Raw genomic sequence first — 12,697 nt, forward strand, 5'->3', positions numbered from 1 at the left:
AAATAATGACTACTAACGGAAACCCTCGCAGGACGCCTCTTTATCCGATTCACGTAAAGCTGGGTGCAAGGATTATAGATTTTCATGGTTGGGAAATGCCTGTGCAATACAGCGGTATCAGGGAAGAACATTTTGCTGTCAGGGAAAAAGCCGGGATCTTTGATGTCTGCCACATGGGGACTGTCGGTATAAAAGGGAAGAACGCACTTAAGATGGTGCAGAAAGTTTATACCGGGGATGCTTCCCCGATGAGGGAAGGGGACATTCATTACGGTCTTCTCTGCAATGAAAACGGCGGGATAATTGATGATGTGACGCTATTCAAGGTTTCTGAAGAAAATTATTTTTTTTGTGTCAATGCCTCTAATGTCAGCAAGGATTATGATTGGATTAAAAATGTCATAGGAAACGATGCTGAAGCTATAAATGAGAGTGAGACGGGTGGGATAATCGCCCTGCAGGGGCCTCTTGCAGATGATATACTTTCCGGCGTGAGCGAAGGAGTTGATCTGAAATCCATAAAAACTTTTAAATTTGATTATGGCAGGGTTGCCGGAGTAAACGCCATTATCTCAAGAACAGGTTATACCGGCGAAAGAGGATTTGAATTTTTCTTTGAACGGGAAAAGGCTCTTCTTATCTGGGAGGAGATATTCAAGGCAGGAGTCGGTATGGGGCTAAAGCCTGCCGGCCTTGGAGCGCGGGATACTCTCCGTCTTGAGATGAAATACACCCTTTACGGCAATGACATTGGCGATAGTGTCTCACCTATTGAAGCATGTCTTGAAAGGTATATCAGCTTTGATAAGGGGGATTTCATAGGACGTGATGCACTGCTCAAGGAAAAAGAGTCTGGCTCTAAAAGGCGTCTTGCAGGATTCAGGATGATTGATTTAGGGATACCGAGGCAGGGCTTTGAAATAATGATCGATGGAATGGTCATCGGGTATGTCACAAGCGGGGGACATTCTTTCTCCACTGAAAACAATATAGGAATGGCTCTTGTTGATACGAGACATTCGGTTGTAGGTACACAGTTTTTTGTTTCTGTTCGCGGCAAAGAACTCAAAGCTGAAGTGGTGGAGACTCCGTTTTATAAAAGAAAAAAATAATCTCTTTCTCTCTTTCATTTTCAAAGAGAGAATTAATAATATTTTTAATTGTCATATTTATTGAAAAAATTTTACATGGAGGAATAACATGGGATTTCCTGATGAACTGAAATATACCAAAGAGCATGAGTGGGCCAGAGTAATGAACGGCAACGAGGTGCGTATAGGGATTACTGATTATGCCCAGAAAGAGCTTGGCGATATAGTGTTCATCGATATCCCATCAGCCGGAACTGAAGTTGAACAGGGGAATGCCTTCGGTGTAATTGAATCTGTAAAAGCAGTGTCTGACCTCTATTCGCCGGTGACCGGCAAGATAAGCAGTGTTAATGAAAAATTGCAGGATGCGCCTGAACTTGTCAACAATGATCCTTATGGCGAAGGATGGATGCTCTCAGTAGAGATGAGCGACAGTTCTCAGCTTAACAGTTTGATGGATACGGCAGCTTATACGGCTTATGTTGAAGAGGTTAAAAAGGGTTGAAGTATATCCCCAATACTGCTGAAGACAGGGCAAATATATTAAAAACCCTGGGCAAATCGAATTTTTCAGAGCTTTTGGGAGATATCCCCGGGAATATCGTACTCAAAGAGAATATTGATATACCGGCTCCGGTTGGAGAAATAGATGTTGAAAGATCTCTTGAAGGACTCTCTGAAAGGAACAGCCATAACCACCAGATCCTAAGCTTTGCAGGCGCAGGCTCATACGATCATTATATCCCTGCGCATATTGATTCAATTACATCAAGGTCTGAGTTCCTCACAGCCTACACTCCATACCAACCCGAGATAAGCCAGGGTACTCTTCAGAGCATATACGAATACCAGAGTATTATCTGCGAGCTTACGGGGCTTGATGTGGCAAATGCCTCAATGTATGACGGGAGTTCAGCTCTTGCTGAGGCCGTCATAATGGCTGCCCGCATCAAAAAAGGGAACAAAGTAGTGGTGGCCGGGACTGTGAACCCCCTTTATTGCAGAGTGATTGAAACATACGTGCAGGGACTGGGGATTGAAGTGGTTTATGTGAAGACGGATAATGGCGTGCTGGATCTTGACCATTTAAAGAGCCTAATTTCCGATGATGTCATAGCAGCGGTATTCCAGTATCCGAATTTCTTCGGGAACATCGAAGACGCTAAGGAGTTGTCGGAGCTTGTAAAATCAAAAGGAGCAGTCCTTATCTTTTCAGTTGATCCAATCTCGCTTGGAATCCTTGAAAGTCCGGCTAAATTCGGTGCTGATATAATAACCGGCGAGGGGCAGTCTGCCGGGATTCCAGTTTCTTTTGGCGGTCCTTATCTTGGTTTTTTTGCATGCAGGAGAGAACATATGCGTCAGATTCCGGGCAGGATAGTCGGAGCTACAGTTGACTCTGCCGGACACCGCGGCTATGTTCTTACGCTTCAGACAAGGGAACAGCACATAAGGCGCGAGAAGGCAACTTCCAATATATGCTCCAATCAGGCACTTATGGCGCTTGCCTCTACCATATACTTTGTGAGCCTTGGGAAAGAAGGCCTTCGCGAGGTCGCGCTTCAGTGTCTTTCGAAATCTCATTACGCTGCAAATGAGCTTTGCAAAAATTCTGAAATTGAACTCTTGAATGATATGCCGTTCTTTAAAGAATTTGCTGTACGTCTCCCTGTACAGGGAAAAGTTGTCATTGACAGGATGAGCCTTGCAGGAATTCTTCCTGGTGTGCATCTTGAACTGCTGGGTGACGAATATGCGAACGTACTTCTTGTGGCTGTAACAGAAAAAAGAAACAAGAATGAAATATCCTCTCTTGTAAGCGGATTAAACAAGGTTTTAAAACAGGTGTTGTAGATTATGAAAGAGAACATTGATAAAAACAGCGTAAGCGAAAAGCTGATATTCGAACAAAGCAAAAAAGGTAAACGCGGGTATTCTCTTTCTAAACTCGATGTACCGGAAATTTCTCCGGCAAAGGTTCTGCCCAAGCATCTTGTACGCAGTGAACCTGCAAGACTTCCCGAAGTGTCGGAGCCTGAGATAGTGAGGCATTATGTGAATCTCTCGAAAAAGAACTATTCTGTGGATACAGGTTTTTATCCTCTTGGCTCCTGTACAATGAAATATAATCCAAAGATAAATGAGAAGATGTCTTCACTTTCAGGATTCAGTCTTCTTCATCCCCTTGTACCCGAAGAGCTGTGTCAGGGCGCATTGAGATTGATGTTCGAGCTTGAGAAGATGCTGTGCGCTATAAGCGGGATGGGAAGGGCCACTCTCCAGCCTTCTGCCGGGGCGCAGGGCGAGCTTTGCGGCACACTCATGATGAGGGCTTATTTTAAGGACAGAGGAGAAGAAAGAAAAGAGATAATAATCCCGGATTCAGCGCATGGGACAAATCCTGCAAGCGCAGCTCTTGCAGGAATGACTGTGAAAACCGTCAAATCCTGCGCAAGAGGAGAGCTTGACCTTGATACATTGAAGCAAGCCGTGAATAAGAATACAGCCGCCCTTATGATTACAAATCCCAATACTTTGGGGCTATTCGAATCAAAGGTTTTGGAAATAGCTTCAGTAATGCATTCCAACGGAAGCCTTCTTTATCTTGACGGAGCAAACCTCAATGCCATGCTAGGGCTTATGAAGCCGGGCGACATGGGTTTTGACATAGTTCATTTTAACCTCCATAAAAGTTTTTCCACGCCTCATGGATGCGGGGGGCCAGGGGCCGGTCCAGTTGGAGTAAGAAAAGGACTTGAAAAATATCTGCCGGTTCCGCTTGTCGGACTCGATGGGGAGAGATACTATTTTGACTATGATGTGCCAAAAACAATAGGCAGTCTCCACGCCTTTTATGGAAATTTTCTTGTTCTGGTCAGGGCCTACACGTATTTACTCACAGTAGGTAATTCCGGACTTAGGGAAATCAGCGAAAATGCAATACTTAATGCCAATTACATAATGCACAGCCTTAAGGAGTTCTATGACATTCCCTATGACAGGGACTGCATGCACGAGTTTGTTCTTTCCGGTATCAGGCAGAAGAAGAAAGAGGTCAGGGTTCTGGATATAGCAAAGAGGCTGATGGATTACGGATTTCATCCTCCAACGATATATTTCCCGCTCATCGTCAGCGAGTCAATGATGATAGAGCCTACTGAGACTGAAAGCGTCGAGACTATGGACAAATTCATTGAAGCAATGAAAGCGATTGCAATTGAGGCTGAAAATGCACCTGAAAAGGTAAGGCATGCCCCATATACTCTTTCCATTTCAAGGCTTGATGAAGTAAAGGCGGCAAAAGAGCTTGATATTAATTATTTTTCAAGAAAGCAATAATCTGTATCCTCTGTATAAAAATAAACGCAGAGTCCTCCGAGTTTTGAAAAAGAGTTCACAGAAAAATGTTTTGAGAACTTTTAAATTACAGAGGTCATAAAGAAAAATTCTTTCGACTCTGTGTTCTCTGTGGTTATCTTTTATATCTGATTTTCTCCTGCAAAGTGTAACATGATGAATAGTATGGAAAATTTTAATGAAAATTGGGATCTGGTCAAAAAAGTAAAGTGGCGCATTATTGACAGCGGTTTTGCTGATGCCTTTTTTAATATGGCGGCAGATGAATATCTAATGGGGTTTGTGAGGCGTACGTCGATCCCGGTTCTTCGTTTTTATCAATGGGAACCATCCGCTATAACAATAGGTTACGCTCAGAATATTAACGAGTTTCTTGATATTGATTTTATTGCTTCACAGGGTATGGACTGGGTAAGGAGAATAACGGGCGGAGAAGCGGTGCTTCACAAGGGGGACCTTACATATTCTTCATCTGTTCCTGAAAATATCATTCCTCGCAGGTCACCACGGAATTTTTACTTACTGTTAAGCTATGCGATTTCCGGTGCCATCAGAAAGCTTGGTGTATTAACAGATAACCTGGAGCTACTCCCATCAGGAAGAACAAAAAATTTCAACTGCTTTGTTTCAAAATCCAACTATGAAGTTTCCTTTGAAGGGAAAAAAATAGTCGGCAGTGCCCAGCGGAGAAGCAATGGCATCCTGTTACAACATGGTGCTATCATGCTTGATGTTGATTACAAATGCCTTGACAGAGTATTTATGAGAAATGACTATATAGTTAAAGGCGAAAATGAATTGAAAAAAAGACTTTGCGGTGTCAATGAGATTGCAAAGAAGAAGGTTGAACCTGAAGAAATAAAGACGTTGATATTAAAGACGATAGAGGAGTTCGGAATTTCTTATGAGGAAAAGGCTTTTTCTGCCAATGAGTTATCTGAAATTGATGAGATTGCAAAAAGAAAATACAGGATTGCAAGCTGGAACCGGGAAGGACGGTATTAACTGAATTTATGGATAGAAAATTCTTAAGAGAATCAGCCCAAAGGGCGCTTCAGAAAGGAGAGCTCACAAAGGCACTTTCATTGTATAAGGAAGTTTCCGACTCTGAGCCCGATGACCTTCAGACGCGCAATACGCTTGGAGATATTTGTGTAAGGCTCGGAAAATTAGATGAAGCGGTAAAATATTATATCCAGGTTGCCAAAGAGATAGCGAGGAAGGGCTTTTATCATAAAGCCATTGCCATACATAAAAAATCCCTGAGGATTGCTCCTGAAAATCCATCGATTTACCAGGAGATGGCGGAGCTTTACAGGCTTCTTAAACTAAGCAATGAGGCGAGAGCTTGTTACAACTGGTTGCTTAAGTATTTCAGGTCAGCCGGGATGAGGAATGACGAGATAACAGTGATGAAGAAGCTTGTTTCCCTTGCTCCCAATGATGAATCTGCAAAAAAAGAACTTATAAATAAACTTGTAGATTCAGGCTCCGTAGAAGAGGCTTCCAACCAGCATCTCTTTTCCGGCAAAAAATCTTATGACGCTCAACAATATGAAGAAGCATTTGCTTATTTTGAGGACTCGATAAGAATCTACCCTGAAAATTTAGAAGCGCTTTTATTGGGCGGGGATTGTCTGCTTAAACTTGGCAGGCAGAATGAGGCTTTAGAGTATTTTGAGAATGCGTTGAAACGTGACAATGAGAACATAAATGTTCTTAAGCAGCTGAGCCGGGTTTATTATATGGAAGAAAGATATGCGGAAGCTTTAGCTATGATAATCAAAATAGTTGAAAAAGAGCCGCAGAACCTTGAATACAACAAACTGCTTTTACGTGTATACGCAAAGCTCGGAAAGATGAAAGAAGCGGTGGAATGCTCGCAAAATGTATTGTCATTATTAATATCTCAGCAGAACTATGATGAATTTTTTGTAATATGTGAAGATCTGGAAAAGAAAGGAATGTTTGATACGTCAGCCCGGAAGAAAAGGGCTGAAATCAGCGAGATCGTGGGAGACATCAATAGTGCAGTCAGCGATTATAGTGCAATGGTCGAGGAACTCATAAAGGATGATAATTGCAAGGAAGCCATTGCTCTTGCTGAAAAGGCTCTAAAACTTTCACCCGAAAATGCAGAGATAAGAAAGCAGATAGAAATCATAAAAACAAAGCGCGGGACAAGAGTTGACAGGGGCGAATCACTTTCGCCTGCTGATTCAAGTCTGAGAGTTACAAACGAAAGAAAAGTCCCCAGAGGTGTGATCTTTGATCTTTCTTCCGAGCTTAAAAAAGAAATGAATGAGCGGAATAATAATAGTAAGGATGAAAAGGTTTTACCGGTAAATGATGTTTCTTCTGCAGTTTCTGAAGCTACACTTTCTGAATTCAAGAAGGAAGTTGACAGCAAGATAGATGTCAAGGACACAGCAACGCATTTTAATCTTGGGATGGCTTATATGCAGATGGAACTTTTTGAAGATGCAATATCGGAGTTTAAAAAGGCAAAGAATGATAAGACATATATGTTGGATTGCATTACATTTATGGCAGAGTGCGAGCATAAGCTTGGAAGAAGCGAATCAGCTATTGAAATGCTGATGTCTGTCATAAACAATTATGTGGGAGAGCAGGAGCGAATCATACCGTTAAAATATACCGCTGCAAAATTCCTTGAGGAGATTAAGATGTTCGATCGTGCTATGGACCTTTACCTTGATGTCAGTAATTCAAATCCGGGTTATAAGGATGTCAAACAGCGAATTGCCTTTTTGCAGAAAACAACAGGTTCGTTTTCTGTTACGCGACGAAACTAAACTGTCTGAAATATTTTTTCTGATTGTGTCCTGAATACAAATCAAGATTTTAATTTTGGGTTGACTTTTTTTATTTCATGTGTGACTGGATAGCACCCGCATAAATAAATCTTTTTTTTAAACAATGTTGATAATTAATGAGAAGGAAGAGTTATATGCATATACATCATAGAAAGAAAATATACGTGCGGTTTGGATTTGCAGTGTTATTGCTTATTGCAAGCGGCGGAGCATTTCTCGCAGGTTCTTACTATCAGAAGAAGATTGCAGAAGAGAAATTTGAGACAGTTGTAAAAACAAAAGAGCTGTTAAAGACTGAGAACGAACAATACCGCCAGGAGCTTTCTGAGATCAGACTGCACCTCACTAAGCTGAAATCTCTTGAAGACAAACTCATTGATATATTCGGTTTAAAGAATACAGACGCTACGCGTAAACCTGCGGCTAAATCTGCAGCTAAACCCTCGGCTAAAACAGCTAAAAAAAATGGAGTCGGCGGACCGGAAGTATCACAGAGGACTGAAGTCATGTTCCGCAATGAATTACTTACAGAGAAAAGTTTTTATCACAAGGATGCGGCTAAACTTTATTTTAACATATTGCGCAAAGAAGAGGTTTTTTCAGAGATAAACGATTATATAAACACTAAGAAAACGAATTTTAAGAACCCGATGTTTGTTTATACTCTCATGCCTGCTAACGGTAAAATAAACTCCAATTACGGTACAAGGATGGACCCTTTGACTGAAGAAGTGGCTTTTCACGAGGGGATAGACATATCAGCGAATTACTGGACACCTGTGAGAGCGGTTTCATCCGGGAAGGTGACTTTATCGGGGTGGGACTCTTCAGGCTACGGCAAGATGGTGATCATAGATCACGGAAGAGGCTATTCGACAGTGTACGGCCATAACTGCACGACGATTGTGAAACCTAATGAGGTTGTAAAAAAGGGAGAAGTAATAGCTTACGTGGGAAATACAGGCAGAAGCACAGGACCTCATTTACACTTTGAAGTCAGATATAACGGAAGGTCATTTAACCCGCTTAATTATTATTATAAGCGCGGGTGATTCTCCCTTCTCTAAGCCCCGTATTTTAGAAGCTTGCCTGCATTAGCAAGAGCAAGCGGCATGATATCAACTGCCTGGATTATCCCAAGGCTTCCTCTCAGACATTCGTTTTCATTGAAGATTTTAACACTGTCAGGTCTGCAATAGTTGCCCCAGATTATTACAGGTACCGGGTGCCAGCCGTGTGATTTCATTATTGCCGGAGTGGAATGGTCGCCTGTGAGCACAATGGTATCGAACTTAAGATTCAGTATTTCCGGAAGCCTTTTGTCGAACTCTTCAGCTGCCGCTATCTTTCCTTTGAAGTTTCCGTCTTCCCCCATTGCGTCAGTCTTTTTAATATGGAAATAGAAGAAGTCAAAGCGGTTGTAGTTTTCATGAAGAGCTTTGATTTCCCCGTCTAATGTGTCTCCTGTATCAAGAACTTCCATGCCAAGGAGCCGCACTATGCCCTTGTACATCGGGTAAGTGGCTATGGCAGCCGGTGTAAGATTATAGACATCCTGCATCTGCGGGAGACCATGGTAACCTGAGATTCCGCGGAGCATAAGATAGTTTGCTGGGGTTTTTCCTTTAAGGATTTCTCCTGCCTTTTCTATGAACTGATTTGCGAGTTCTGCGGCATGTCTGCTTTTTTCATCGAGTGCAACCGCCTTTTTAGGTTTCAAACCTTCCTTCTGCGGATCTGTGTCAGCTATGTTTCCACCAAGGTCTGTTCCTCTTAAAACCATAGCAGCACGATGTTCCTTTACTGCCCTTACGAAGACTTCAACTCCGGGCAATTTGATTTTGCTGTTCAGTTCTTCGCAGAGTTTAGCTGAAATTTCTGTTTTTACCCTGCCCGCTCTCCTGTCGGTGATGATACCGTTCGAATCAACTGTGGCAAAATTTATCCTGAAAGCAACGTCGCCTTTTTTAAGCGGAAAGTTCACTCCTAAGGCTTCAAGCACACCGCGCCCTACTTCATATGTGAATGGATCGTAGCCAAAGAGCGACAAATGCGCGGGACCGCTGCCGGGGGTTATCCCGTGGGAGACAGGCACTGAAAGCCCGCATGCCGCACGCGATGTCAGCGAATTTATATTCGGAATATTTGCAGATTCCAGCTCTGATTTTCCGGTTGCAGGATCAGGAAGCCCTCCCAATCCGTCAAGAATGAGAAACAGGATTTTCGAATCCGTTTTTGTTGCAAGAGATTTAATTATGTTGAATGGTACCATCAATGTCTCCTAAATTTAATAACATGTTAAACATTAAAGCTTCCGGAATGGAAAATGTTATTTAAATATTATTTGGATTTATATAAAGATATGGTCTAATGTCAATATGCCAGTCACTTTTAATTCTTTTAGGAATCTTGCTGATGGTTTTATTGATCTTCTTTTTCCCCCATCCTGTTTTTATTGCGGGACGGAGCTTTTTGGTTTTCCGGAAAAAAATATATGCGCTTCATGTTTTCAAAAGATAATAGATGATCCAATCCATCTGGCTGAAAGAGGACATGGATTTAGCAGCTCTGTATCGAATGTCTTTGTGATTGGAAAGTATGATGGAATTCTCCGCGAAGCAGTGCATTCATTCAAATATAAACACAGGATTTCACTTGGACGGGAGATAATGCGGGTGTTTTTCTCATCCGGGAAAAGCGGTATATCAACATTCTGCCCTGATGCTATCCTATATGTTCCTCTGCATCCCTTGAGGGAATGGGAAAGAGGTTTTAACCAGTCACGTATAATCGCATCAGAACTTTCGAAGGTGCTTGCAACTCCCTCTTTAGATATTTTGCGCCGTCGAAAGTATACGAGGCAGCAGGTGGGGCTTGGCAAGGTTGAACGGGAGCGGAATGTTAAGGGTGCCTTTGCAGTCAGGAGAAGAGCGGATAAGTTGATTGCGGGGAAAAAGATCTTGCTGGTTGATGACGTGATAACAACTGGTGCCACGGTAAGCGAATGTGCCAATGTTCTTATAAGAGAAGGGAGAGCAAATGAAGTCGCAGTTTTTGCAATGGCGAGGAGATGAGTTTAAAATTTGCTTGGTTTGGCAGTCCCCGCTTAGGCTTAAAACTTCATGCGCCTGCCGCGGGAACTGCCAAACCAAATAATGTTGATAACTGAAATGGAGGAATTGAGATGAAAAAACGAGACAATGATGAAGAGTTCGATGAAGGGCTGCTTCCTGCTTCAACTGCCGTGAATGTCGGGAAATTTGTTGAATATGCGAAAGGCTCGGTCGTGAGCAAGACTCTTGTTGATAACAGTGCAGGCACTCTTACCCTTTTTTCATTCGATAAAGGGCAGGGGTTGAGCGAGCATTCGGCCCCCTTTGATGCAGTAGTTCAGGTCATTGATGGAGAAGTTGAAATTAGAATAGGCGGCAAACCTGTAAAAGCCTCCGAAGGAGAGATGGTACTAATGCCTGCCAATATTCCGCATGCTCTTAAGGCAATTAAAAAGTTTAAGATGCTGCTTACAATGCTGAGGGCGAAATAAAAATTAAATCCTTATTTCTCTGTGTATAAGCACTTCGATTGAGAGCGCAGAGAGGGAAATGACAAGCAGAACAGGCATGCTGACGAAGAACCAGTTTATTACAAGCTCAATGAGAAAAAAACCGTGAAGGCAAAGCCGGATGAAATATATCACAGGATGGATGGATGCCGGGAAATGACCTCTCATTTTTATAAAACTTATAATGCAGGGAGATGCGAATAAGATCACTATAGCCAGAAAAGTGAGAAGCTTCATGTTTTCATCCAGTCCCAGATAAACATTTACTGTTCCTGTTACAACAATGCTTATGAACAGCGCGGCATACGAGAGAATCGGGACTATCCCGATCAGAAGAAGATACTTCTTGTTTTTATTATAGAGTACTCTTGTCACCCTGCAGAACAGAGAGAAGAAGAATACGACAAACATCCATGCGTAGAGGTTTCCTGCCGGGACCCCGAACCACCCCTGGTTCATAGGTATATTCCACTGCCAGTAACCGAGCCTTATTGCAATCATATCAACAGAAAGATCTATAAGTACCGCCGTGAGGGCATCGAAGAAGGGCCTTGCATAATCATCGAGCGGATAGCAGTCTGAGATTTGCATGCTTGTGTAGATGATTATTGCCCAGGCAAGGGCAATGACTACGGGGACATTCCCTATAACCAGAGAATATCCGTCACCGTAGTGATAGGTTTTAAAGAATCTTATGTCCAGCTCTTCAAAAAGCAGGGCATAACAAAAGGCAACCCAGAATTCTGACTTATGATATGATTGTCTCCTTGCAGAATGCCATAAGGTCGCAAGAAATATGGCAAGCACTGAAAGCTCAAAAAAAATAAACGATTTCATATGAGTTCTGTCTTTATTTTTACCAAGAATTAATCATACTGTGCTAAGATAAAGAAAACAATCAAAGAACGGACATTGCGATGAATAAAAAAAACAATAAGGCGGCTAATGAGAATGATAATTTCCGCTGCGGTTTCGTGACGATATTTGGAAGGGCAAACACAGGCAAATCAACCCTGCTCAACAGCATACTGGGGAACAAGCTTTCAATAACTTCAAACAAGCCTCAGACAACCAGGAACAAGATCACGGGTATATTGAACGGAGACGGTTACCAGATAGTATTCATCGATACTCCCGGGATAGGCGCGGCGAAGGGGGTAATGGGAAGCAATCTTGTCCGTATTGCGTACGGCTCGCTGAACAGTGCAGATATAATCCTCGTAATCATAGATGCCTTGGCCGGTATTACCCGTGAAGATGAAAAGATTCTTAGCCGCACCACTGACACAGGCGCCATAGTGTATCTCGTGATAAATAAAATCGACCTTATTGGAAAACAGAACATCCTTCTCATGATCGAAAGCATGAAGAAGTATAAGCATATAAAAGAATTTATTCCTGTCTCAGCCAAGAAAGGTACGAATCTGGAAAGGCTTATAGCATGTGTCAGCAATGATCTTCCTGTTGCTCACCGGTACTTTGAAGATGATCTGATAACAGACCGTCCTGAGGAGTTTGTTTTTTCCGAATTCATAAGAGAAAAGATATACAGGTTGCTAAAGCAGGAGGTCCCTTATTCAGCGCTTGTTGAAGTAAATGAGATAAAAGAAGGCAAGAATGAAGTTCTTGTTGTATCAGCCAATATATTTGTTGAAAAAGAATCGCAGAAGGGTATTATTGTTGGCAAAAATGGAGAGATGATAAAGAAAATAGGAACTTCGGCAAGGGAAGATATTGAAGAATTCACGGGCTGTAAGGTCTTCCTTGATTTGCACGTGCGCGTGAAACCGCGCTGGACAGAAGATATAGATACCCTGCATAAGCACGGCTACACAACTGAAGAAAACTGA

12 protein-coding genes are annotated in these 12,697 nt (G+C 42.3%); 10 read left to right on the plus strand and 2 right to left on the minus strand.

Annotated elements, in window-relative coordinates; all coding sequences use genetic code 11:
• Window positions 1–5 precede the first annotated feature (5 nt).
• The 7 genes from gcvT to HZA77_05475 all read left to right on the plus strand — a co-directional run bounded on the left by gcvT (window position 6) and on the right by HZA77_05475 (window position 8,337).
• Entirely contained in the window at window positions 6–1,112 is a 1,107-nt protein-coding gene (gene gcvT / locus HZA77_05445; GenBank protein MBI5374856.1) for a glycine cleavage system aminomethyltransferase GcvT, read from the plus strand.
• 88 nt (window positions 1,113–1,200) lie between these two features.
• Complete coding sequence (gcvH, locus tag HZA77_05450) at window positions 1,201–1,596, plus strand: glycine cleavage system protein GcvH (protein ID MBI5374857.1); 396 nt, start codon at window positions 1,201–1,203, stop codon at window positions 1,594–1,596.
• On the plus strand, window positions 1,593–2,945 hold the full coding sequence (gcvPA, locus tag HZA77_05455; protein MBI5374858.1) for an aminomethyl-transferring glycine dehydrogenase subunit GcvPA: 1,353 nt from the start codon (window positions 1,593–1,595) through the stop codon (window positions 2,943–2,945). The genes gcvH and gcvPA overlap by 4 nt, the downstream gene beginning before the upstream one ends.
• 3 nt (window positions 2,946–2,948) lie before the next feature.
• Complete coding sequence (gene gcvPB / locus HZA77_05460) at window positions 2,949–4,430, plus strand: aminomethyl-transferring glycine dehydrogenase subunit GcvPB (protein ID MBI5374859.1); 1,482 nt, start codon at window positions 2,949–2,951, stop codon at window positions 4,428–4,430.
• 183 nt (window positions 4,431–4,613) lie between these two features.
• Window positions 4,614–5,453 carry a lipoate--protein ligase family protein gene (locus HZA77_05465; GenBank protein ID MBI5374860.1) on the plus strand — a complete coding sequence of 280 codons (840 nt, stop codon included), beginning with the start codon at window positions 4,614–4,616 and terminating at the stop codon, window positions 5,451–5,453.
• A gap of 8 nt (window positions 5,454–5,461) precedes the next feature.
• The gene (locus HZA77_05470) at window positions 5,462–7,264 is read left to right on the plus strand and encodes a tetratricopeptide repeat protein (protein MBI5374861.1); all 1,803 of its coding nucleotides are present in this window, start codon (window positions 5,462–5,464) and stop codon (window positions 7,262–7,264) included.
• A gap of 155 nt (window positions 7,265–7,419) precedes the next feature.
• A complete protein-coding gene (locus HZA77_05475; protein MBI5374862.1) occupies window positions 7,420–8,337 on the plus strand; it encodes a peptidoglycan DD-metalloendopeptidase family protein in 918 nt (305 codons plus the stop codon).
• A gap of 11 nt (window positions 8,338–8,348) precedes the next feature.
• Here the strand turns inward: HZA77_05475 and HZA77_05480 are convergent, their stop codons facing one another.
• Entirely contained in the window at window positions 8,349–9,557 is a 1,209-nt protein-coding gene (locus tag HZA77_05480) for a 2,3-bisphosphoglycerate-independent phosphoglycerate mutase (protein MBI5374863.1), read from the minus strand.
• 106 nt (window positions 9,558–9,663) lie between these two features.
• Between HZA77_05480 and HZA77_05485 the strand changes: the two genes are divergently transcribed.
• Complete coding sequence (locus HZA77_05485) at window positions 9,664–10,359, plus strand: ComF family protein (protein ID MBI5374864.1); 696 nt, start codon at window positions 9,664–9,666, stop codon at window positions 10,357–10,359.
• Window positions 10,360–10,469: 110 nt separating this feature from the next.
• Window positions 10,470–10,829, plus strand: coding sequence for a cupin domain-containing protein (locus tag HZA77_05490; GenBank protein ID MBI5374865.1), 360 nt, complete (start codon window positions 10,470–10,472; stop codon window positions 10,827–10,829).
• A 3-nt stretch (window positions 10,830–10,832) separates the two neighbouring features.
• On the opposite strand, the gene HZA77_05495 is transcribed toward HZA77_05490, so the two are convergent.
• Entirely contained in the window at window positions 10,833–11,684 is an 852-nt protein-coding gene (locus tag HZA77_05495; protein MBI5374866.1) for a carotenoid biosynthesis protein, read from the minus strand.
• Between the two features lie 80 nt (window positions 11,685–11,764).
• Here HZA77_05495 and era point away from each other — a divergent pair, with 80 nt between their 5' ends.
• The gene (era, locus tag HZA77_05500; GenBank protein MBI5374867.1) at window positions 11,765–12,697 is read left to right on the plus strand and encodes a GTPase Era; all 933 of its coding nucleotides are present in this window, start codon (window positions 11,765–11,767) and stop codon (window positions 12,695–12,697) included.

The organism is Candidatus Schekmanbacteria bacterium, from assembly GCA_016219965.1.
Taxonomy (GTDB): domain Bacteria; phylum Schekmanbacteria; class GWA2-38-11; order GWA2-38-11; family J061; genus JACRJM01.